The following is a 21,706-nucleotide window of genomic DNA, read 5'->3' as shown; positions in this document are numbered from 1 at the left end:
TGCAGGACGACATTAGCACTGGAGCGAAAAGGAGGGCTTTCGCCGATAGGAGAAATTGTCGTTAAATTCGATTCATAATTAAATGACTGAACCGCTGCCGCGGCATCGTGCGATTTGCCCGACGCTTGCTCGCGCCGATCTTGTAGAGGATGCGGGGTGATTGGTCGGGCTTGACCGGATTTGGTCAAACTCTGTTCACCATGTCCGCGGTTTGCGGTCTCCAAAGCCCGCCTTGCGTCGCCCGCGACGCCATTTGAACCCCCGCCTTAGTGTTCGTTTAAACCGCGGCTGCAATGGTCGGAGGGTACAAAAAAAGGGGGCGCGGACGTCATGCCGCGCTGAAGCGTTGCGTCAGATCGATGTGCTCAAGCAGGCGCGGACGGTGATGGGCGATTTCGTCCATGCCAGCGTCAAGGACGATCCGCCGATCTCGGCGCGACACAGTGCGTTCATCGCCACGCATGTCGCCGTCGGCATCGTCGCCGTGGCATGCCTGCCCGGCTATCTCGCGTTGCGCGGCGGCCTGACCTTGACGGAAACGTTCGTCTTCGCGGTGCTGGCCTCGCCCCTGGCCGTCGCCTATTTCCTGTCGAGGACCGCGCGGTTCGAGGAGGCCAACATCCTGTCCGCGCTGGCCGTGTGCGCGCTGGTGGCGGCGACTGCCGGCGCCACAGGCGGCGTCGGGTCGTTCGCCCTGCTCTGCCTGCCTCTGGTGCCGATCGAGGCGGCGATGTCCGGCTCGCGCCGGATCGTTGCCTGGACCCTGTCGCTGGCGGCGCTGACGGCGGCCGGGGTCGCGGCTGCCGACATCGCCGGCCTCTTGCCCGCGTCGGCGGGCTTGGCTGCTTCGCCCGCTCTTCATGGCGTCGTGCTGCTGGCTGCGGTCGGCTATGCCGGCCTGCTCGCCTTCCGCAACCATGGCTTCCTGGCGCTCGAGGCCCGCGCGGCCCGCCTGGGCGAAGCGCGTTACGCCATGCTGGCGGAGAATATGAACGATCTCGTCACCCGCCACGGCGAGGCCGGTCGCGTCACCTATGCGTCCCCGGCCGCCGAGGAGATGACGGGAGCGCCCGCCCGCACGCTGCTCGGGCAGGGTCTGTTCGAGCGGGTGCACGTGCCGGATCGTCCGACCTATCTGGCGGCGCTGGCGGCGGCGCAGGCCGGCGAAGCCAGGACCGCCGAGTTCCGCCTGCGGCGGAACGGGAGCGACGGCGTCTGCTTCATCTGGGTGGAGATGCGCTGCCGCAGCTTCGGCACCGACGAGGAGCGGCACGTGGTCGCCGTCTCCCGCGACATTTCCGATCGCAAGGCGCACCAACTGGCTACGGAAGCCGCCCGTGCCGAGGCCGAGCGGGCCAATGCTGCCAAGAGCCACTTCCTGGCAACCATGAGCCATGAGCTGCGCACGCCGCTCAACGCCGTCATCGGCTTCTCCGAGATGCTGATGAACGAGACGCTGATGGGCATCGACGCCGAGCGCCGGCGCGAATATGCCGGCCTGATCCACGACAGCGGCCACCACCTCCTCTCCGTGGTGAACGGCGTGCTCGACATGTCGAAGATCGAGACCGGCAATTTCCCGATCGTCGCCGAACCGTTCTCGCTCGGCGAGCTGATCGAGAACTGCCGGGCGATGATGCTGCTGAAGGCCGATGCCGGCCGCATCCGCCTGGAGCAGGCGATCGAGGGGACCCTGCCCGACATCGTCGCCGACAAGCGGGCCTGCCGCCAGATCTGCCTCAACCTGATGTCGAACGCCCTCAAGTTCACGCCGCCCGGCGGCAAGGTGACGGTGGCCGTCCGCGCCGAGCAGGGTGGGTTCACCCTCTCCGTCAGCGACACCGGCGTCGGCATCGCCCGCGAGGACCTGCCGCGTCTGGGCGAGGCCTTCTTCCAGGCGAACTCGGCCTATGACCGGCCCTTCGAGGGCACGGGCCTCGGCCTTTCTGTGGTCAAGGGCCTGGTGATGCTGCACGGCGGACGCATGGATGTGGACAGCATGGTCGGCCGTGGAACCACCGTGACGGTTCGTTTACCGTTCGACTGCGAGAACACCGCCTCTCGCGAGGCGATCATGGCTGCCCCGAACGTCGAGCGGCTCTGGCCGCGCAATGTCCAGGCGGAGCTTGTGTTGGTGCCCGAGCAACAGGGGAAGAAGCGTGCGTGAAGCGTTGGCCCGGTCCGATCGCGATTTCCTGTCGTCGGAGGATGTCGGGGGCGAGCCCTCGCGCCTGATCTCGACGCTGACGCTGGTGCTGCGCCGTCCGATCGAGGTGGCCGGCGTGCTGGCCATGACCGGTTTCACCCTGCTGATCCTGGCGAATGCGCTCGTCTATCAGAAGGGCGCCCATCCCGCCCCGTTCTTCGGGCGCGAAGGGCCGGGGCGGACCCAGGCCGCAGTTCCGACCCCGGCTCCCGCAGCACCGGCGCGCCAGGCCGTCGCCGCCGCGCAGGATGCCGCGGCACCGGTCGCGTCCGACGACGGTTCGCTGCTGCGCGAGATCCAGGGCGAGCTCGCCGCCCGCGGCTATTATGACGGCGTGCCGGACGGAGTGCTCGGCCGCAAGTCCGACGCGGCCATCCGGGCTTTCCAGACGCGCATGGGGCTGGCGATCGACGGGCAGCCGAGCGAGGATCTGCTGTCGCGCCTCAAGATGGCGCCGATGCCGCAGACGCTGCCGGCGCGGGACGGCGACCCGATCGGCGCCCTGATCAACGCCAGCACTCCGACCAGTCCGCCCGTGCCTGTCGTACGCCCGGCCGCGGCGCCGACGCCGACACCGCCGACCAGGCGGCTGCTGGCGATCGAGAAAGCCCTGGCCACGCTCGGCTACGGCCCGCTCAAGGTCGACGGCGTGATGGATGCGGACACGCGCGGCGCGATCAGCCGTTTCGAGCGCGACCGCTCGCTGCCGGTGACCGGTCAGGTCTCCACGCGTCTGGTCAAGGAACTGGCGACGGTGTCCGGCGTATCGCTGGAATGACCGCCCGCCTCAAGTCCGCATTCTTCGTCGCCGCCTACATCAGGCGCTGCGCTGTCGAGGGCGGCAGCGCCACCCTGCGCCGCCGCGGCGCGGAAGAAGCGGGAGCGATCTTCGTCAAGGTCGACCGGCTCGACGGCACGGCCGATCTCTACGGCCCGGCGCCGCAATCGCTCGCCGGCGACGGCGGAGAGCGGCGTTTCGTCCGGCTGACCAAGGACGGCGCCACCCCGCTCGATGCCGAGCAGAGGCTGCAGCGGGAATTGCGCTTCGACACGGACCTGTGGGTCGTGGAGGCCGAGGATCGGCAGGGGCGCTCCTTCCTCGACCTCGCCGAAGAGAGCTGACCGCGCCGGGGCGTTCTGCCTCGGGAGGCGTCGACGGGAAGCCCTCGAAGCTGATCCTGATCTAGCCCGAAGCCTTGCTGCGGTCGGCGCCGGCATCGACGCGCGGCTGCGGCGCCGGCCGGCTGCGGTTGGCCTGGGGTTCGGCAAAGATCGGTTCGTGGCTGGCGCTGCGCCCACCGGCGGTGGCGGTGGCCATGCGCACCAGGCGCATGGCTGCGGCGCGGGGCGTGACCTCCATCAGATAGGACAGGGCACGCAGGCGCAGGACAGAGTGCCCCGCTTCCTCGTTGAGGAACATCAGCACGCGTTCGGCCTGGTCGCCCGGCATCCCGATGGCGATCAAGGCCAGGGCCAGCACCTCTCCGGAGGCGTCGCCGACGATGCGGCGGGCCATGGTGTCGGTCAGGCCGAGCAGGGCCTGCAGCCCCGCCGCAAACTCGTCGGGGTTGCGCGACATCGCCGTCGTCTCCAGTCCGTCGAGGATGAGCTGCGGCGTGAAGACCTGTGCCTCGCGCGTCGAGAAGCGCGCGGCCAGTGGAGCGCTGCGCACGGCCTCGATCACGGCGGCGCGGGTTTCGGCATCGAGGTCGAGGAACAGCGGTGCCAGCCATTGCGGCTCGACGCCGCCTCGGGTGGCCAGCCGCTCGACCAGGCCCGGCACTTCCTGCGTCCGTGCCGCGAGCAGGGCCACGGTCTCCCGATCGATCGGCGCATCCGGATTGGCAATGAGGGCGTCGACGACCAGCGGCGAGCCCTTGTGGACCAGGAGCCGCACCAGCTCGCCATCGAGGTCGGGGCGCCGGGCGATCGCCGCGTCGGTCACCGGGCCGCCATCCGTGGCCAGGGCCCAGAGTTCGTCACGGCTGAGCAGGGGGGAGCGCTCGATGACGCGGGCCGCCGCCTCCGGTTCGCTGGCCACCAGCTTGTCGATCACCGACTTCGGCGCGAAGGCGCGGGGTCCGAGCTTGCCGGCGACCGCGATGCGGGTGTCCTCGTCGACCTGCTCGATCAGATGCCCGGCCAACTCGGTGTACCGCGCCACGTCGCTTTCCGAACGGTGGGCGGCATCGACGAAGAGGTCGGTCAGCACGCGCAGCAGAGTGGGCCGCACGTCGAGCCCCTGTACGCGCGACAGGGCAAAAAGGCCTTCGAGGCGCGGCAGCTGATCGTCGAACATCGTATTTCCGGACACACTCTCACTGTGACTTTCTGGTCGCAGGCGGCGAAAAACCCTGGGTGGCGATCCGCGAGCCGATGCTATCGAACAGTCTTAAACGGACTGTTAACCATGACGGCCGGTTACTCCTTGGCGAGACGCGCGAAATCGGTCGGGCGTTCGCCAACGAGGTCAGTGATGGGTGCCATCGTGCACTTTCCCCAATCTGCGCCGCGTCAGGCGCGACAAGTCGACGCCGGAACCGAGAGATCCGGCGACATCGTGTTTTTCACCGGCGTGCGCATCGAGCGGCACGCCGATCCTGAGGCGGTCAAGGCCGATATGGCCGGCACCCGGCCCGCCCAGGACGGTGCGTCGGGCAGGCGGCGGCGGCGAAAGGCCTGAGCAACGTTTGAATCAAAGGCATGCTGCGTCGCTACCAACTTACGATAGAGTGAATGCACCGCATGCTCGTAATACGGCATGGAGCCATAGGCCTGCTGGCGCTTGCTCTCGCCGGCTGCGCGGTGGAAGGAGACTTCGGCCGGCGTCAACCTTCGGTGGTAACTGACGAAATCCTGACCTCGGCGGGCAGCAGCTTTGCCAGCCAGCGCGGCGAGGCTGTGTCGGATTTCATGCTCACCGACGACGAAAAAGAGTTCCGCGACCGTGCCTGGCATTTCCTGATGCCGGCTTATCCGCGCGCCCGCTTCGACGGGGTGCTGGTCGAGCTCAGGCGGCTGCGCCTGGTGCCCCCCGGGCCGACGGCCGGATCGTTCGGCGCCTCTTCACAGGCGCTGCTGCGGGGCGTCGGCCTCGGACTTTACGACAACCAGCAGCCCAATGCCTATTTCAACGGGCTGATGAGCGAGCCCTGGATCTCGTCGAGACCGCCCTATCGCCGCCTGTGCAACGACATCGCCGCCGACGAAGTGTTGCTCAACCCGCTCGACGCAGTGGCCGACCGCGTCGAGGCCGCCGACCGCGTCCGCGAGAGGGCGCTTGGGGGGATCCGCGGGCTCGGTCGGGCCGAGCGCGACAACGCCCTCGGCCGTATCGCCGAGAACCGGGGTCTGGTGTGGTGGATCGGCGATGCCCTTGGTCGGCGCATCGTCGGCTATCGCTTCGCACTGCAGCGCCTGGTGATCGAGATCCCCGAGCGCGATGCCGTGGCCTGCGAGCGCGCGCTGGCGCGCCTCGAGCAGCGGGCCGGCGGCGCAGCACCCGTCGTTACGGCCATGCCACGCCGGCCGAACGGCCCGGCCAAGGGCTACTACCCCTGGCCGGAGGACGTTGTCCCATTGCAGAAATAGCGGCCCGTGCTCGGAGCGGGGGCCAGGCTCCGCCGGCCCGCCGGCTTGCGGCAAGGGCAGGCGCTCAGGCCCGTTCCGCGCTGTACTGGCCGACGGCGGAGTCGAGGAACTGGTTGTTCTGCACCCGGAGCTGCGCCGCGGCGTCGTCATAGAGGAACGGCAGGAAGGCATAGCGTTCGCCGCGCGTCACGCGCGAGACCGCGTGCAGCAGCGAGCAGGAGAACACCACGGCCCCGCCCGGCGGCGGCTTGAAGCTGCGCGGCCCATATTCGGGGAAGCTGACCTCGCCGCCGTCGAAATCGGCGTTCAGATTGATCGACACCGCGAAGCGGCGATGCGCCGTGCCCTTGGTGGTGTTGTCGCGATGGGCCCGGAAATGGCCGCCGTCCTCGGCGGTGTAGCAACCGATGATGTAGCGCTCCATCCGGGTGACGTGGAACTGGTGGACCTTGAGAATCTCCGGCACGATCCGGCGCTTGATGCGGGCCTGCAACTGCTGGATGACGGTCGAATCCTCGATGGTGCAGTCCCTGCGCCGCTTGTGGTTGGGGTCGGTCATGACCACGGTTTTGCCGTTGACCTCCCGCATGAAGCCGCTCTCTTCGCTGCCCTGCCGCTGGTAATGGTCGATCAGGGCCTTGCAGAAGTCCGGCTCGAACACGTTGGGCAGCAGCAGGATCGGGGCCTGGAGCAACTGGCCGGCAAAGTGGTCCGGCGGCGGCAGCGCCCGGAGATAGGCGAAGATCTCGTCGGCCTCCGACGCCTCCTGCGCGAAGCGGAACACCCTCATCACCCGCATGGTCGGGTCGAGCACCAGCCAGAACCGCCGGAAGGGAGCATTCGTGCCCGGCTTGGCGTCCTCCGGCAGCGCGCCATAGGCCTTCGAGACCGTGCCGTCGAAGTCCCAGATGAAGCGGATGCCCGGGATCCGATCACGCGCCCGCTCGGCGGTCTCGTCGCTCGCATCGATGCTGACGCCGAAGAAGCACGCCAGTTCGTCGTTGAACAGGGCATGGTTGGCGAACACCGCCTTGATGGCTGCCTGGCCGGCCTGATCGCTGGCCGAGCCGAAGAAACACATCACAATGTAGCGTCCCGCCGCCGTGTCGAAAGCATAGCGTGGATTGCTTCCCGAGCGTTGATGGAACCACGGCGCCGGATCGCCCGCCGCGAGGCTGATGGTGTAGCGAGGTATCTTGTGGTCCACCATGATCGATCCGAGGCTGCGCGTTGAAAAAGGCCCGAGACGGCCGCCACTATAGCGCCCCACCCAGCGTCATGCACGGGACATCGGCGAGGCGATCCGCGGGCCGCGGCGTATTCTTACTCCGCCGTGCAACTGGCCTGCGCCAGCAGCGCCTCGACGGCCGCCGCCTGCCCGGGCGTCGGCACCAGGGCGCGCAGCATCACCAGGCCCCTGGGCACAGGCGCCTGGATGCGCAACGCCTCCGGCGTGTCCGGCCCCTCGCGCGAGCGGACCTCGGCCAGTTGCTCGTCGGTGTAGAGGGTCAGTTCGATCACGCCGCCGGAGGCGCTCCGGTCGTTCAGGGCGTAATAGTTGAGCCCGTCCGGCGTGTAGAAGGAGACGGAGAAGAAGGAGGATGGCACCGGCGTGCGCATATGCAGCGGTCCCTCCGACAGGTCGTAGCGGCAAGCTGCCAGGCGAAGGGAGGGGTCGGGCAGGGGCAGCACATAGGCCAGCGGCCCCGCTGTCGGGATCGGATGGAAGGCGTCGTCTGGCCCGAGCGCCTCGAGCCGCTGGAACGCGGTGCGGCTGGCCAGGCTCGGCAGCGCCAGCACGCTGGCGAGGTGCACCGTCAGGCCGATCAGCAGGCCTACGACGGTCCAGATGACGAAACGGGTCATGGGCAGCCCTCGGCGATGATCTCGGGCAGGACCACGGTGTCGTCGCCCGAGAGGCTGGCGGCGATCGGCGTGTCGTACAGGCGCAGGGCGAGCATGAAGCCGCCCTTGCCGGGCACGCCGGGCAGCCAGTTGCCGGACGAGGCTTCGGGCGCAATGACGATTGCGGCGATGCCGTCGCCGCGGCGCAACACTTCGGCGCTGGTGAAGCCGTGGCGTCCGATGGGGTTGTCGGGCAGGCGGCCGTCCGAATCATAGAGCGTCAGGGTCCACCAGCGCGCCGGCGGCGACAGGGGCTCGATGCGATAGCGGCAGCGCCCGTCCAGCAGGGCGCCGGCCGAATCGCGGGTGGCGATGAAGGACAGGCCCTCTCCCGAGCCGAGCGGCAGATCACCCGAGCGGGCAAGGGCGGCCCTGGCGTAGCTGTCGGCTGTCGGTGAGCCGGCCTGCGGCCAGGCGTTCCACGGGCCGATGCGCAGAGCACCGAAGCCGTGGCCGCCCGCCAGCACCAACCAGGTGAGCCCGAGACCGACGAGAGCGCCGAGCGTCAGCGCATAGAGGAAGCCGGGAATCGAGCGCAAGGCCATGCTTCGGTTGAGGCGGGGAGCCGATCAGGCCTGCGGCAGCCGGGTACGTCAAGGGGGCGCAGCCACGCGGACGCCGGTTGCGGCGGTGACGGCCGGGCCGGGCTCCGGTCAGCGGATCGACCGGGCGCTGCCGGAGAAGCCGGCGCCGCCGATCCGATTCGGCTCGGCCGATGCGGTCCGGCGCGCCATCGGCAGGAGCGAGGTGGTCGAGCGGCTGGCCGGCTCGCTGCGCGCCTGATCGATCAACTGCTGGATGTCCATGAGCACGGCGGCGCTGCTGCGCGACAGGGCGCCGGGGTGCTGGGGCGTCACCACCCCGGGCAGGGCCTCGCCGGCGGGCTGGGCCGCCGCCACCTGGTCCTTGCCCGCCTTGCCGCCGGCAGCTGGCGCCACGCCGGGGATCGGCCGGATATCGACGCCCTGATGCGCCACGGTCATCACCTGCTGCCAGGTCATGGCCGGCAACGTGCCGCCTGTCATCTTGTTGGTCGGCCGGTAGTCGTCATTGCCGTACCAGACCCCGCCGATGAAATTGCCGGTGAAGCCCATGAACCAGGCGTCGCGATAGGAGTTGGTGGTGCCCGTCTTGCCGGCGACCTTGATGCCGGGCAGTTGCGCCCGCTTGCCCGTGCCGTTCTCGACCACGCTGTTCAGCATGGTGTTCATCTGGGCGATGATCGGCGGGTTGATCACCACCGGATCCTCCCGTCCGGCATCGAACTTGTAGATCAGCGTCCCCTTCGGGTCGCGAATCTCGAGCGCGGCATGCGGCGTCGCCTTGTGGCCGCCGGACGAGAAGACGCCGTAGGCGCCGGTCATCTCCAGGAGGTTCACGGCTTCGACGCCGATCGGCAGGGCCCAGCTCTCCTTGAGGTCGGTCTCGATGCCCATCCGGTGTGCGGTATCGATGATCAGCCGGCGGCCGTCCACGGCGTTCTTGCCCATGGCCAGCGACAGCTTGATCGGGATGATGTTGATCGAGCGGGTCAGCGCCGTCATCAGCGTCACCGCGCCGGCATAGCTGCGGCCATAGTTCTGCGGGCACCAGTTCTTGATGCACAGCGGCGAGTCGACGACGACCGACTGAGGCGTGAAGCCGTTCAGCAGCGCCGTGGTGTAGACGAACGGCTTGAACGAGGAGCCGGGCTGGCGCATCGCGTCCGTGGCGCGGTTGAACTGGCTCTGGCTGTAGTCGCGCCCGCCGACCATGGCCCGCACCGCCCCGTCCGGCTCCATGATGACGATGGCGCCCTGGTGGGCTTTGTAGTCCGCACCGTATTGGCGCAGCATCGCCTCGAGGGTGTTCTCCGCCGAACGCTGGATCGCCGGGTCGAGGGCGGTCTTGACCACGAAGACGGAATTGTTGCCGAGGAGATCGTTGTCGGCCATGTCCGCGATCTGGCTGTAGGCCCAGTCGAGATAATAGTCGGGCGACTGGGAGGCGGTGCGGTCGACGGGCGTGGCAGGCTGGCGCCGCGCTCCGTAGACCTGCCCCTCGGACAGGAAGCCGGCCTCGACCATGTTGCTCAGCACTTGGTTGGCCCGGGCGCGGGCGGCGGCGAGGTTGGCGGTCGGGGCGTATTTCGACGGGGCCTTGAACAGGCCGGCCAGCATCGCCGCCTCGGCCAGCGACACGTCGCGCACCGACTTCCCGAAGTAATATTGCGCAGCCGCCTCGATGCCGAAGGAGCCGCCGCCCATATAGGCCCGGTCGAGGTAGAGCTTGAGGATCTCGTCCTTGGTCAGGTGGCTTTCCAGCCAGAGGGCGAGGTAGGCCTCCTTGATCTTGCGCTGGATCGTGCGCTCGTTGGAGAGGAAGAGGTTCTTGGCCAATTGCTGGGTGAGCGAGGAGCCGCCCTGCACCACGCCGTTCGCCTGGGCATTGGCGGCGACCGCGCGGAACGTGCCGATGACGTCGATGCCGAAATGTTCGTAGAAGCGCCGGTCCTCGGTGGCGAGCACGGCCTTGATCACGTAGTCCGGCATCTCGTTGAGCTCGACCGTGTCGTTGTGCCGGATGCCGCGCTGGCCGATCTCCTCGCCGTAGCGGTCGAGGAAGGTGACGGCGATGTCGGAGCGCTTCAGCCAGTCCTCGGTCGTTTCCTCGAAGGCGGGCGCGGCCAGGGCCAGCGCCACGATGGCGCCTGCCAGTCCCAGCGTCAGCCCTTCGCAGGAAAGGTCGACGGCGACGCGACGCCAGCCGGAGACATGGAACCGGTTGGAGAAGGCGTAGATGCTCTCCAGGCCGGCGCGGATGCTCTGCCAGGCGACGTAGACTGCATTGTCCAGCCAGGAATCCAGGCGCAGCGCCTCGCGGCGGAGGAGGCCGAGAAGGCCGGGCTTCGGCAGCTTATCGGTCACGGTCTGGCGGCTTTCCTCGAATGAGAGTCAAAGTGTTTACCTCTTGTAAACCTTGTGGGAAAGGCCGGTCCGCGACCGATTCCGCATTATGATGAACGCTGCGGCGCCGGGACGCAAAGGCTGTGCCGGCTTGGCCCGCGTCCCCGGCATGGAGGGCCTGTCGCTCCTGGCGGGCTTGCTGCTAGATTGCGGGCATGGATAGCGACGCCCCCAAGCCCTTCTGGATCACCAAGACGCTCGAAACGCTCTCGCCCGCCGAGTGGGAGAGCCTGTGCGACGGCTGCGGCCGCTGTTGCCTGGTCAAGCTGGAGGAGGAAGAGACGGGCCGGACCTATTTTACCGACGTCGCCTGCTTCATGCTCGACTGTCACAGCTGCCAGTGTGCCGACTACGACGACCGCAAGCGCCATGTGCCCGATTGCGTCACGCTGACGCCGGAGCTCGTGCGCAGCATCGACTGGCTGCCGCCGACCTGCGCCTACAAGCTGATGGCCGATGGCGAGGACCTCTATTGGTGGCACCCGCTGGTATCGGGCGACGCGCAGACCGTGCACGCCGCCGGCATTTCCGTCCGCGGGCGGGTCTCGTTCACCGACAGGCAGGTCGGCGAGGGCGAGTGGGAGGATCATGTCGTGCGCTGGCCGATGCGCGTGCCCAAGCGCGCCCGGCGCAAGTGAACGGCGGCCCGGCTCGCCCTGGGGAACATCGGGTCGCGGTTTGCGTTTGAGGCGAAGGCGCGTCCATGATGCCGCGCCCTCGAGAAAACGCCATGAAGACGCTCACCCTTCTCGCCTGTCTCGCCGCGGTCGGCATCGCCGCGAGCAGTCCGGCCGATGCCAAGCGCCGGCCGCCGCCGTCGGACCAGTCGATGGTGGCCCGGTACTACAACGATCCTCTCTACGGCTATCAGAACGGCCGCGTCTGCCGGCGCTGGTGCCCGCAGGACCGAAACCCCTGCGATGCCCCCAACCTCAAGGCGGCGGACGGGCGCTGCAGCTACATGGGTTGGTAGGATCCCGGGGAGGCCGCTACCGGAATGTCACGCTCGCCCCGGTCTTGCCGGCCATCTCCTGGATGAAGCCGCGATAGGCCGAGACCGCGGTGACGGCGGTGATGGCGCCGCAGTCGGACCCTTTGCCGGCGATCACGGCCGAGATCACGCCGACCAGCAGCGGCCCCGAGTCGGTGCGGCGGAACACCGGGCCGCCGCTGTCGCCGCGGCAGACGCCGGAGCGTGCGGTCAGCGCCTTGAGCTTGCCTTCCCGATCGATGAGGAAAAGCTGCTTCGAAGGATCGTAGACCTTGTCGAGCATGGCGAAATGCGCCTCGCGCAGCGTCCCGGCCGAAGAGACCTTGCGGTTTCGGTTCATGCCATAGCCGGCGACGAGCACGTCGACGAACTGGTTGTCCTTGGGGGCCTGCGCCGCCAGGCTGACCGGCACCAGCCAGGAGGGGAAGGGGCGGTCCGACCGCAGCAGCGCGACGTCGTTGAGCGGTGCCCCGGTGCCCAAGGCGTTCACGTCGAATTCGGGATGCAGGGCCACCTGCGTCGCCCGGGCGTAGCGGAAGCGGAACTTCGGGTCGAGCGCCCGGATCTTATAGTCGCCACGGCCGGCCAGGAAGCAGTGGGCGGCGGTCAGCACCAGCAATCGCGAAATCACGGTGCCCGTGCACTGGGTACCGCCCGGCCCCTTGATCTGCACCACGCTCTGGCGGATGCCGAGCGGATCGCTGGAGGTTGTTCCCCCCTTGATGGCGGCAGCCGGCGAAGTCGCCGCCAGCAGGGCGGCGAGCGCGAGGGCAGTGCAAAACCGGAAACTCATGCCGCAACCCTATGTGTGCGCGCCGCAATAAGCCAGCCTGAATAGGCGACTCGGGTAAAGGGCATCTTGACGACACGGAACAAGGCGTTGCGCCGCATCAGGGCAGCCGCGCGCCGAGCTTGTCGGCGGTCTGCCGGATCCAGGGCAGGGCGGTGCCGATCAGCGCCACGCCGGTCAGGCCGCCGCAACCGCCCTTGTCGATACCGCCGACGGCCGAACCGAGCACGCCGACCAGGACGGGCGCCGACGCCGCCCCGGACGAATTGCTCACCCGGAGCACCGGCCCGCCCGAATCCCCCTGGCAGGCGCCGATCTGGCGCTTGTCCGGATCCTGCAGCCGCAGCTGGATGTCCGACTGCAGCGGCACGCCGGTCAGCGTCGCCTGCCGCAGCGTGCCGCCGGTCTTGCCGTCGCCGCGCCTGGCCAGGCCGAAGCCGGCCAGCGTGTAGCGAGCACCCATCACGCCCTCTTCCGGCGTCGCCGGCAAGGCGAGCGGGTCATAGCCGGCCGGCAGCGGCGCCTTCAGCGACACCAGCGCCAGGTCTATGATGAAACGGCGCTTGGCGTAGGCGGCCGGGTCGAACTTCGGATGCAGGCGGATCGCTCCGAGCTCGCTCAGCACCGGCTGCCCGCCGGAGTAGGTCAGCAGCCGGTAGTTGGCGCCGGGGCGCACGCAATGGCCTGCGGTCAGCAGCAGATTGGGTGCGATGACGCTGGCCGAGCAGAAACTGCCGCGGTCGGACACGATCATCACCACGCGCGACGCCATATCCGGGCCCGCCGGCGCGCCGCCGACGATGGCGTGGGCAGGAGTGGCGAAGAGCAGGGTGGCAATGGCGGCGAGGAAGCGCATGCGGCAGGCTGTGGCGACGCGGCGCGGCTTTGTCAATCGCGCGTCGGCACCTGTCGGGCCGGCCGCATCGGCGGCGCCGCGGATTCGGATCGGCCGGGCCTCGGCAATCCCTGGTGCGCAGGACTTTTCGGCGGCCCCGCCGGCACGGCGCTCATCTTTTTTGCCTGCTGATTTTTTGTCCGCCTTGTTCATGGCGGGTTCACTGCTGACTGTGCATAGTGGTGCCATGTATCGCGCCCGTCGTTCGTTCGCTGCTGCCGTCGTGCTTGCCGTTGCCGCCGGCAGCGCGGGGGCGGCCGAATGCCTGCCCACGCCGCAGGCCCGGGCCATGGTGCAGGCCGGCCAGATCATTCCGACCCTGAAGGCGGTGCGGGCCGCCACGGCAGTGATGCAGGGAGAGCCCATCGACGGCCGTTTGTGCGCCTCGGGGAACGGCTATCGTTATGTCGTCACAATTCTCGGCACCGATGGCCGCGTCACGCGGGTGTCCGTCGATGCACGGTCCGGGGCCGTGCTCGGGATGAAATAGGAGCCAGAATGCGTCTGCTGGTGGTCGAGGACGATCAAGATCTCAATCGCCAGATCGTGCAGGCGCTGGAGGATGCAGGCTACGCCGTCGATCGCGCCTATGACGGCGAAGAGGGGCATTTCCTCGGCGACACCGAACCCTATGACGCGGTGGTGCTGGATGTCGGCCTGCCCCGCATCGACGGCATCACCGTGCTGGAGCGCTGGCGGCGGGCGGGCCGGGTCATGCCGGTGCTGATCCTCACCGCGCGCGACCGCTGGTCCGACAAGGTACAGGGCTTCGATTCGGGCGCCGACGATTATGTCGCCAAGCCCTTCCACATGGAGGAGTTGCTGGCGCGCCTCAGGGCCTTGATCCGCCGCACCACCGGCCACGCGACCAATGAGTTCGTGTGCGGACCGGTGCGGCTCGACGTGCGGGCCGGCCGCGTGGTGGTCGACGGCAATCCGGTCAAGCTCACCTCGCACGAGTACCGCCTGCTCGCCTATCTCATGCACCATACCGGGCGCGTCGTGTCGCGAACCGAATTGGTCGAGCATCTCTACGACCAGGATTTCGATCGCGATTCCAACACGATCGAGGTGTTCGTCGGACGCCTGCGCAAGAAGCTCGGCGTCGACGTGATCCAGACCGTGCGCGGCATGGGCTACATCCTGGCGCCGCCCGACACGCTGCGCGGATGACGACGCGCTCGCTGGCGTTCCGGCTCTTCGCCTCGGCCACGGCATGGGTGATCGCCGTGCTGGTCATCGCCGGCGTGCTGCTCGTCTCCTACTATCAGCACGCCACCGAGAAGGCTTTCGACGAGCGCCTGCACGTCTACCTCAAGACTCTGGTCGCCGATCTTGCCCGCCGCGACCTCGGCGACCGCACGGCGCCCGGAGCCCTGGGCGAGCCGCGCTTCGAGCTGCCCCTGTCCGGCTGGTACTGGCAGATCAGCCGCATCGACAAGGACAAGAACGACACCAACGGCTCCAAGTCGCTGTTCGAGGCCTACCTGCCCAGCCTGGACGTCCCCGACGCGCCGCCGGCCGAAGGCGGCGTGCGCGAGGCCTACACCACCGGTCCGGACGGGCGGCGGCTGCGGGCCGTCGAGCGCCTGATCGACCTTGGCGAGGATGGACGCTTCCGCATCATCGTCGCCGGGCCCGCCGACGTGATCGACGCCGAGATCGCGGACTTCCGCCGGGCGCTGCTGCTCACCTTCGCTCTGCTCGGCGTCGGTCTCGTCGGCTCCACCCTGTTGCAGGTGCGTTTCGGCTTGCTCCCGCTCAAGCGCATGAGCGACACGCTTGCCGCCATGCGCGCCGGGCGCGCCGAGAAGCTGCCGCCGAACCTGCCCGACGAGATCGCCCCGCTGGCTCGCGAACTCGACGCGCTGGTCGATTCGAATCGCCAGGTGGTGGAGCGCGCCAGGACCCATGTCGGCAACCTGGCCCACGCCTTGAAGACGCCCCTGTCGGTCATCGCCAACGAGGCGGCCGCCGCCTCGCCCGGCAGCGTGCCGGGCAAGATGGTGCAGCAGGTTGCCGTGATGCGCCAGCTGATCGACCACCATCTGCAGCGCGCCCGCATCGCCGCCGCCGTCAGCGTCGTCGGCACGGTCACCGAGGTGGCGCCGGTGGTGGACGGGCTGGTGCGGGCGATGGAAAAGATCCACCGCGCCAAGCGCCTGGCGATCGGCGTCGCCCTGCCGGAAGGCCTGTGCTTTCGCGGGGAGAAGCAGGATCTGGAGGAGATGATCGGCAACCTCGTCGACAACGCCTGCAAATGGGCGGTCTCGAAGGTCGCGATCACAGCCGAGGCTGCCGACCGTGCCGGCAGCCCGCTCTTTTCGCTCTATATCGACGATGACGGGCCCGGCCTGCCTCCGGAAAAGCGCGACGAGGTCGCCCATCGCGGCCGCCGCCTCGACGAGACCAAGCCCGGGACCGGCCTTGGCCTTGCGATCGTCTCCGACCTGGTTTCCCTCTATGGCGGCCGCTTCTGGCTCGACCAGTCGCCGGCCGGCGGGCTGCGGGCGGCGTTGGAGCTGCCCGCCGTGGTGCGATGATGCCCGTCCCGCAGTTTCAACGCAGCCCGATAGGCGATAACCTTTCCGCCGATTCGTCGCGGTGGGGAGCGTGCGGCATGGATGATGCAATGCAGCGGAGAAGCGGCCGCGGAGCCCGGCCGGGGATTGAAGGCCATGCCTTGCGTCTGGCCGGGCCGCTCCTGGTTGCGGCCTGGCTGGCGGGCTGCGCCACGACCGAGAGCCAGGCGCCGCAGCCGGCCGTCAGCGCGCCCGTTCTCGACGTCTCCGATCCGGCGCTGGCCGGGCTCGATTCCTCCGATCGCCAGCTCGCCGCCGCCGCCCAGCGCCAGGCGCTGGAAGCCGGCAAGCCGGGCGCGCCCGTTTCCTGGCGCAACCCGGCCAATGCCGGGCGTTACGGTTCTGTCGCGGCCGGCCCGGTCGTCGTCCAGAACGGCCTGAACTGTCGCCCCTTCACCCAGACCGTCTATATCGACGGTGTTCCCCAGACCTCCCGGGCCACGGCGTGCCGTCAGGCCGACGGCAATTGGCGCCGCTCCGGCTGAGGGGGGCGCTTGCGGGCCGGCGGATCGGGCGACCGGAGCGGCCGCGACACTGCCGGTTAACGTCTTTGCCTCAAACTGGCACGGCCATCGATTGAGGATTCGGACACGCGCGACATGGCTTCGCCTCCCGGCCCGAAGGCCGTCAGCAGCACCATGGGGCGCGTGCGGGATTATCTGAGCACCCTGCCGTCCGAGACTTGCGCCCGGGTCATGGAGGCGCTCGAACGCGGCGCCCTCGCCGGGCAGGAGATCCCGGGCGCCGACCTAGTCATGTCGGAACTGACGGCTCTGATGGCCGAGAGGCAGCTGGCATTGCCGCGCCTGGGCAATCCCAAGCGCTACTTCTTCTCGGTGCTCGATCCCTTCCTGATCGACGAGCAATTGCCGCGCGCCCGGGCCGGACGCATCAGCCGCGTTTCGATCGATCATATCTGGGACTGGCTCTGCCGTGATCTCGCGCCGGCCGAGATGGCCTCCTACCAGGCGACCGCCACGGCTGCGCTGCTGGAGCACGACATCGAGCGGACCCGACGGCTTGCCGCGCAGCTGCAGAAGGCACTCGTCCCGGTCATGCAGCAGGCCCTTGCGTCCGGCGACGCGGTGGCGCTGCACCGCTTCTCCGTCCAGATCGGCGGGCAGGCGGTGATGGACGACCTGCGCAACATGCTGACGGTGATCGAGCACCGCGACGCTTTGAAGAGGCTGGCCGACCTGGCCGGCGGCCCGTCGCGCCAGCTCGACGACCAGCATGCCGCCGCGATCGCCCATGCCCTGGCTCCCTTCGCGCGCGGCGGGGCGCCGCTGATGCCGCACGCGGCGGCGGTGGTGATGTGGCGGCTGGCCCACCCCTGGCAGATCCTGCGCGTCGGCGTGCTGGCGGCCGAGACGCAGGAGGCGCTGCGGCTGAGCCAGTCCCCCTATGGCGCCGTGCTCGACCTGATGCTGTGCGACCTGGAGTGCCTCGTGCTGCGCGCCGCCCGGGAGCGAAGCGAGCGTCGCATCGACCGGCTCGCCGCCACTGCGGCCGACTTCGCCACCTATGTCCGCACCATCGTCAATCAGGTCGCCATGGGGCCGGACGTCGCCTGGAACCGGCAGATGGGGGTGGTGCGGGCCCGCATGGCCGAGGTGCTGCGGCCGGAGCTGGAGGATCTGCCGGGGCGTGTGCGCCAGATCCTGCGCGGGCCGCGCCGGGAGGTCGAGCGGGGCGGGGCTTTCGACGTGGACGAACTGGCGGCGATCGAGGCTGGGCTCGACCTGTTCGTGGTGGTGAGGGGCAGCGCCGCCGAACTGGCGCTCAACGAGGCGTCGCTGCGGTCGGTCTCGCGGCTGCACGCCTTTCTCGAAGGCAGCCTCACCCCGCTGCTCGACGGCTTGCGCGCCGCGCCGGCGGCGGAGCGGTCCTTTCGCCTGCAGCAACTCGATGGCGCCGTACGGATCGCGCGGCGGATCCTCGGCGGCGACTATGCCGCACTGGTGCAGCGGGCCGCGGAGGTCGCGGCCGCCGAAAAGCCGCCGCTCGACCGGGTCGGTTGAGGCCGGACCGCGCTTCCGGCTTGTCCACGCGGCACCGGCAGTGTGAAGAAACACGCCCTCACGACCTGTTCATGTGACATGATGCCGGTCTGACAATGGAATGGGCATGGCGTATGCCAGCGTCGGCGGGCGCAGGCCACCGCCGCTTTGGACTTGTGGCATGGTGTTCTGGATCATAATCGCTCTGATGACCGGCGTCGCGGCGCTGGCGTTGCTGTGGCCGCTGGCCGGCCGCGACGCGGCGCCCGGCAGCCGCGCGAGCGACATCGCGATCTACAAGGACCAGCTCGCCGAGGTGGACCGCGACCGTGAACGCGGGTTGATCGGAGCGCAGGAAGCCGAAGCAGCCCGGATCGAGATCTCCCGCCGGCTGATCGCCGCCGATGCTGCGGCCAGGCACGAGCCGTCGGCCAGCCCGTCGCTGGCCCGCCACCGGATTGCCGCCGTCATCGTCCTGATCGTCGTGCCGCTGGCCGGCCTCGGCACCTATGCCAGGCTCGGCTCGCCCGGCCTGCCCGACCAGCCCTTGCAGGCCCGGCTCTCGGCATCGCCCGACACGATGTCGATGGCCGAGCTCGTCGCGCGTGTCGAGGAGATGCTGGCCAAGAATCCCCAGGACGGCCGGGGTTGGGAACTGCTGGCGCCGATCTATCTGCGCGCCGGCCGCTATGACGATGCGCGCCAGGCCTATGGCAATGCGCTGCGGCTTCTCGGCTCGACCGCGGGGCGCGAGAGCGCCTTCGGCGAGGCGGCCGTGGCGGCGGCCGGCAATATCGTGACCGCCGACGCCAGGAAAGCATTCGAGCGCGCGGTTGCGCTCGAGACGGACAATGCCACGGCGCTGTACTATCTCGGCCTCGCCAGGGAGCAGGACGGCGACAAGCAGGCGGCGATCGCCGACTGGAACGCCCTGCTGGCCAGACAGCCCTCCGCCTCGCGCATCGCGGCCTTCCTGCGTCAGGAGATCGCGCGGGCCGGCGGCACGCCCGTCGACGCCAAGGGCCCCTCGGCCGACGAGGTCGCCGCGGCCGGGCAGATGACGCCGGAAGATCGCGCCAGGATGATCCAGGGCATGGTCGAGGGCCTCGCCTCGCGGCTCAAGGCCGGCGGCGGCAGCCTGGAGGACTGGCGCCGGCTCGTCCGTGCCTACAGCGTGCTCGGCGAGCGCGACAAGGCGGCGTCGGCCGTGGCGGATGCGCGCAAGGCTCTGGCGGGTTCGCCGGAGGACCTCAAATCGTTCAATGAGCTGGTCAAGGGGCTGGGGCTGGAAGGATAGGAATGACCCGCAAGCAAAGACGCCTCGTTCTGATCGGTTCGGCCCTGGTTGTGCTCGCCGTGGCTGTCGGGCTGGTGCTGAGCGCCCTGACCAGCACCATCACCTTCTTCGCTTCGCCCACCGACGTCGCGGAGAAGGGCATGCAGCCGGGCCAGCGCCTGCGGCTCGGCGGCCTGGTGGAAAAGGGATCGGTCGTGCGCGACGGCGCCACGTCCGTGACGTTCAACGTCACCGATATGAACAAGGCGATCAAGGTCACCTATAGCGGGATCGTGCCGGACCTGTTCCGCGAGGGGCAGGGCGTGGTCGCCGAAGGCGTGATCGATCCGGGCGGCGTGTTCCACGCCGACACGCTTCTGGCCAAGCACGACGAGAAATACATGCCCAAGGAAGTCGCCGATGCGCTGAAGGCGCAGGGGCGCTGGGAAGAGGGCGCCAATTACGGGAAGAAGCCGTGACGCCCGTCCGGTCCCGGTCGCGCGGGCGCTGCCCGGTTTCACCGTGTCTCGCGGAGAGAGAGCCATGATCGCCGAGCTCGGCCACTACGCCCTCGTCCTCGCCCTGGTGCTGGCCCTCGTCCAGTCCGTCCTGCCGATCTGGGGAGCCCGGACCGGCGACGCGGCGCTGATGCGCATGGCGCCATCGGCGGCGCTGTTCCAGTTCCTGCTGATCGGCTTTGCTTTCGCGGCCCTGGTGCAGGCCCACGTGGCTTCGGACTTCTCGGTGGTCAACGTCGTCGAGAATTCCCATTCCGACAAGCCGATGATCTACAAGATCACCGGCGTGTGGGGGAACCATGAAGGATCGATGCTGCTGTGGGTGCTGATCCTCGCCCTCTTCGGCGCGCTGGTGGCGGCATTCGCCCGCAACCTGCCGCTGTCGACCAAGGCGACGACGCTCGCGGTGCAGGCCTGGGTGACGGCCGCCTTCCTGCTGTTCATCCTGTGCACGTCCAATCCCTTCGCCCGGATGAACCCGGCGCCTATGCAGGGGGCGGACCTCAACCCGATCCTGCAGGACATCGGCCTCGCCATCCATCCGCCGCTGCTCTATCTCGGCTATGTCGGCTTCTCCATCGTCTTCGCCTTCGCCGCCGCCGCCCTGATCGAGGGGCGCATCGACGCCGCCTGGGCCCGCTGGGTCCGGCCCTGGATCCTGACCGCCTGGATCTTCCTGACGCTCGGCATCGCCATGGGCTCCTACTGGGCCTATTACGAGCTGGGCTGGGGCGGTTTCTGGTTCTGGGATCCGGTGGAGAATGCCTCGCTGATGCCCTGGCTCGCCGGCACGGCGCTGCTCCATTCCGCCGTCGTCATGGAAAAACGCGAGGCCTTGAAGGTGTGGACCGTGCTCCTCGCCATCCTGGCCTTCTCGTTGTCGCTGCTCGGCACCTTCCTGGTGCGATCGGGCGTGCTGACCTCGGTGCATGCCTTCGCCAGCGATCCCGCTCGCGGCGTCTTCATCCTCGCCATCCTGATCGCCTTCATCGGCGGCGGCCTGGCCCTGTTCGCCTGGCGCGTATCGACCCTGCGGCAGGGCGGCATCTTCGCCCCGGTGTCGCGCGAGGGCGCGCTCGTCCTCAACAACCTCCTGCTGACGGTGAGCTGCGCCGCGGTGTTCTTCGGCACGCTCTACCCGCTGGTGCTGGAAGCGCTGACCGGCGGCAAGATCTCGGTCGGGCCGCCCTTCTACGACCTGACGTTCGGGCCGCTGATGCTGGCGCTGATGCTGTTCATGCCCTTCGGCCCGTTCCTGGCCTGGAAGCGCGGCGATCTGCCGGGCGTGACCCAGCGGCTCGGTATGGCGATCGGCGTGGCGGTCCTGGTCACGGGGGTGACGCTCTGGCTGGCGCGCGGCGGCCCCGTGCTCGCACCGCTGGGCGCCGGCCTCGCCGCCTTCGTCATGATCGGCGCGGTGGTGGAGGTGGCCGAACGGCTGAAGCTGTTCCGGGAGCCGGTCTCCGCCAGCCTGCGCCGCGCGCTCGGCCTGCCGCGCTCGGCCTATGGCACGGCCTTCGCCCATTTCGGCGTGGGCGTGATGCTGCTCGGCATCGTCGGCGTCGCCTGGCACGTCGAGACCGTGGCGGCGATGAAGCCCGGCGATACCCAGGTCGTCGGCCGCTACGAGCTGACCTTTCTCGGCGTGCAGCCGCGCAAGGGCCCCAATTACGACGACACCGTCGCCCGATTCTCCGTGCGCGTGAACGGCCAGCCTGACGGCGACATCGAATCGGCCAAGCGCTTCTACCCCGCCCGCCAGATGCCGACGACCGAAGCGGGCATCCGCACCTTCGGGTTCGGCCAGCTCTATGTGGCGCTCGGCGATAGCCAGCCGGACGGTGCCGTCGCGGTGCGGCTCTACGACAAGCCGCTGGTGACGCTGATCTGGCTCGGCTGCGTGGTCATGGCCTTCGGCGGCCTGCTGTCGCTGTCCGACCGGCGCCTGCGCGTCGGGGCGCCGCGGCCGGCCCGACGGGCCGCAACCTTGCAGCCGGCGGAGTGAGG

At 69.0% G+C, this 21,706-nt stretch carries 22 protein-coding genes; 15 read left to right on the top strand and 7 right to left on the bottom strand.

All coding sequences use genetic code 11. The features are described from left to right. Window positions 1–346: 346 nt before the first annotated feature. From AC27L4_RS28410 to AC27L4_RS28400, 3 genes are read left to right on the top strand one after another with little or no spacing between them, the layout of a single operon-like run. The gene (locus AC27L4_RS28410; protein WP_487145979.1) at window positions 347–2,167 is read left to right on the top strand and encodes a sensor histidine kinase; all 1,821 of its coding nucleotides are present in this window, start codon (window positions 347–349) and stop codon (window positions 2,165–2,167) included. Continuing rightward, entirely contained in the window at window positions 2,160–2,984 is an 825-nt protein-coding gene (locus AC27L4_RS28405) for a peptidoglycan-binding domain-containing protein (protein ID WP_487145978.1), read from the top strand. The genes AC27L4_RS28410 and AC27L4_RS28405 overlap by 8 nt, the downstream gene beginning before the upstream one ends. Further along, window positions 2,981–3,328, top strand: a complete 348-nt coding sequence (locus AC27L4_RS28400) for a DUF1491 family protein (protein ID WP_487145977.1) — start codon at window positions 2,981–2,983, stop codon at window positions 3,326–3,328. The genes AC27L4_RS28405 and AC27L4_RS28400 overlap by 4 nt, the downstream gene beginning before the upstream one ends. Window positions 3,329–3,389: 61 nt before the next feature. On the opposite strand, the gene AC27L4_RS28395 is transcribed toward AC27L4_RS28400, so the two are convergent. Beyond that, window positions 3,390–4,505: a DUF2336 domain-containing protein gene (locus tag AC27L4_RS28395; protein WP_487145976.1), complete on the bottom strand. Its 1,116-nt coding sequence runs from the start codon at window positions 4,503–4,505 to the stop codon at window positions 3,390–3,392. A 177-nt stretch (window positions 4,506–4,682) separates the two neighbouring features. On the opposite strand from AC27L4_RS28395, the gene AC27L4_RS28390 reads away from it, so the two are divergent. Continuing rightward, on the top strand, window positions 4,683–4,889 hold the full coding sequence (locus tag AC27L4_RS28390; protein ID WP_487145975.1) for a hypothetical protein: 207 nt from the start codon (window positions 4,683–4,685) through the stop codon (window positions 4,887–4,889). A gap of 53 nt (window positions 4,890–4,942) precedes the next feature. Next, window positions 4,943–5,797: a hypothetical protein gene (locus AC27L4_RS28385; protein ID WP_487145974.1), complete on the top strand. Its 855-nt coding sequence runs from the start codon at window positions 4,943–4,945 to the stop codon at window positions 5,795–5,797. 64 nt (window positions 5,798–5,861) lie between these two features. Here AC27L4_RS28385 and AC27L4_RS28380 read toward each other — a convergent pair whose 3' ends face one another. From AC27L4_RS28380 to AC27L4_RS28365, 4 genes are all read right to left on the bottom strand, one after another. Further along, window positions 5,862–7,007 carry a 2OG-Fe(II) oxygenase gene (locus AC27L4_RS28380; RefSeq protein ID WP_487145973.1) on the bottom strand — a complete coding sequence of 382 codons (1,146 nt, stop codon included), beginning with the start codon at window positions 7,005–7,007 and terminating at the stop codon, window positions 5,862–5,864. Between the two features lie 113 nt (window positions 7,008–7,120). After that, on the bottom strand, window positions 7,121–7,663 hold the full coding sequence (locus AC27L4_RS28375; protein WP_487145972.1) for a DUF1254 domain-containing protein: 543 nt from the start codon (window positions 7,661–7,663) through the stop codon (window positions 7,121–7,123). Next, window positions 7,660–8,247 (bottom strand): DUF1214 domain-containing protein, encoded by a 588-nt coding sequence (locus AC27L4_RS28370; protein ID WP_487145971.1) that lies wholly within the window; start codon window positions 8,245–8,247, stop codon window positions 7,660–7,662. Before AC27L4_RS28370 ends, AC27L4_RS28375 begins: the two co-directional genes overlap by 4 nt. A gap of 108 nt (window positions 8,248–8,355) precedes the next feature. Continuing rightward, window positions 8,356–10,608, bottom strand: coding sequence for a transglycosylase domain-containing protein (locus AC27L4_RS28365; RefSeq protein WP_487145970.1), 2,253 nt, complete (start codon window positions 10,606–10,608; stop codon window positions 8,356–8,358). A gap of 194 nt (window positions 10,609–10,802) precedes the next feature. On the opposite strand from AC27L4_RS28365, the gene AC27L4_RS28360 reads away from it, so the two are divergent. Both AC27L4_RS28360 and AC27L4_RS28355 read left to right on the top strand, forming a co-directional pair. Further along, window positions 10,803–11,285 (top strand): YcgN family cysteine cluster protein, encoded by a 483-nt coding sequence (locus tag AC27L4_RS28360; RefSeq protein WP_487145969.1) that lies wholly within the window; start codon window positions 10,803–10,805, stop codon window positions 11,283–11,285. Window positions 11,286–11,377: 92 nt separating this feature from the next. Then, the gene (locus tag AC27L4_RS28355) at window positions 11,378–11,620 is read left to right on the top strand and encodes a hypothetical protein (protein ID WP_487145968.1); all 243 of its coding nucleotides are present in this window, start codon (window positions 11,378–11,380) and stop codon (window positions 11,618–11,620) included. A 16-nt stretch (window positions 11,621–11,636) separates the two neighbouring features. Here the strand turns inward: AC27L4_RS28355 and AC27L4_RS28350 are convergent, their stop codons facing one another. Both AC27L4_RS28350 and AC27L4_RS28345 read right to left on the bottom strand, forming a co-directional pair. Continuing rightward, window positions 11,637–12,431, bottom strand: a complete 795-nt coding sequence (locus tag AC27L4_RS28350; RefSeq protein WP_487145967.1) for a S1 family peptidase — start codon at window positions 12,429–12,431, stop codon at window positions 11,637–11,639. 97 nt (window positions 12,432–12,528) lie between these two features. Further along, window positions 12,529–13,284 carry a S1 family peptidase gene (locus AC27L4_RS28345; protein WP_487145966.1) on the bottom strand — a complete coding sequence of 252 codons (756 nt, stop codon included), beginning with the start codon at window positions 13,282–13,284 and terminating at the stop codon, window positions 12,529–12,531. Here AC27L4_RS28345 and AC27L4_RS28340 point away from each other — a divergent pair. From AC27L4_RS28340 to AC27L4_RS28305, 8 genes are all read left to right on the top strand, one after another. Beyond that, on the top strand, window positions 13,283–13,813 hold the full coding sequence (locus AC27L4_RS28340) for a PepSY domain-containing protein (RefSeq protein ID WP_487145965.1): 531 nt from the start codon (window positions 13,283–13,285) through the stop codon (window positions 13,811–13,813). The two genes, AC27L4_RS28345 and AC27L4_RS28340, sit on opposite strands and share 2 nt — an antisense overlap. A gap of 8 nt (window positions 13,814–13,821) precedes the next feature. Then, entirely contained in the window at window positions 13,822–14,496 is a 675-nt protein-coding gene (locus AC27L4_RS28335; RefSeq protein ID WP_487145964.1) for a response regulator transcription factor, read from the top strand. Continuing rightward, complete coding sequence (locus AC27L4_RS28330; protein WP_487145963.1) at window positions 14,493–15,866, top strand: ATP-binding protein; 1,374 nt, start codon at window positions 14,493–14,495, stop codon at window positions 15,864–15,866. The genes AC27L4_RS28335 and AC27L4_RS28330 overlap by 4 nt, the downstream gene beginning before the upstream one ends. An 89-nt stretch (window positions 15,867–15,955) precedes the next feature. Beyond that, complete coding sequence (locus tag AC27L4_RS28325) at window positions 15,956–16,390, top strand: RT0821/Lpp0805 family surface protein (protein ID WP_487145962.1); 435 nt, start codon at window positions 15,956–15,958, stop codon at window positions 16,388–16,390. A gap of 114 nt (window positions 16,391–16,504) precedes the next feature. Then, entirely contained in the window at window positions 16,505–17,926 is a 1,422-nt protein-coding gene (locus tag AC27L4_RS28320; protein ID WP_487145961.1) for a hypothetical protein, read from the top strand. A 160-nt stretch (window positions 17,927–18,086) separates the two neighbouring features. Further along, window positions 18,087–19,202, top strand: coding sequence for a c-type cytochrome biogenesis protein CcmI (gene ccmI, locus AC27L4_RS28315; protein ID WP_487145960.1), 1,116 nt, complete (start codon window positions 18,087–18,089; stop codon window positions 19,200–19,202). Window positions 19,203–19,204: 2 nt separating this feature from the next. After that, window positions 19,205–19,660, top strand: coding sequence for a cytochrome c maturation protein CcmE (gene ccmE / locus AC27L4_RS28310; RefSeq protein ID WP_487145959.1), 456 nt, complete (start codon window positions 19,205–19,207; stop codon window positions 19,658–19,660). A gap of 64 nt (window positions 19,661–19,724) precedes the next feature. Further along, window positions 19,725–21,704 (top strand): heme lyase CcmF/NrfE family subunit, encoded by a 1,980-nt coding sequence (locus tag AC27L4_RS28305; protein ID WP_487145958.1) that lies wholly within the window; start codon window positions 19,725–19,727, stop codon window positions 21,702–21,704. The last annotated feature ends 2 nt before the right edge of the window (window positions 21,705–21,706 follow it).

Source organism: Labrys sp. Lb11 (genome assembly GCF_057554225.1).
The sequence above is the reverse complement of the archived record's forward strand: the minus strand, read 5'-3'. Positions and strand labels throughout refer to the sequence as shown.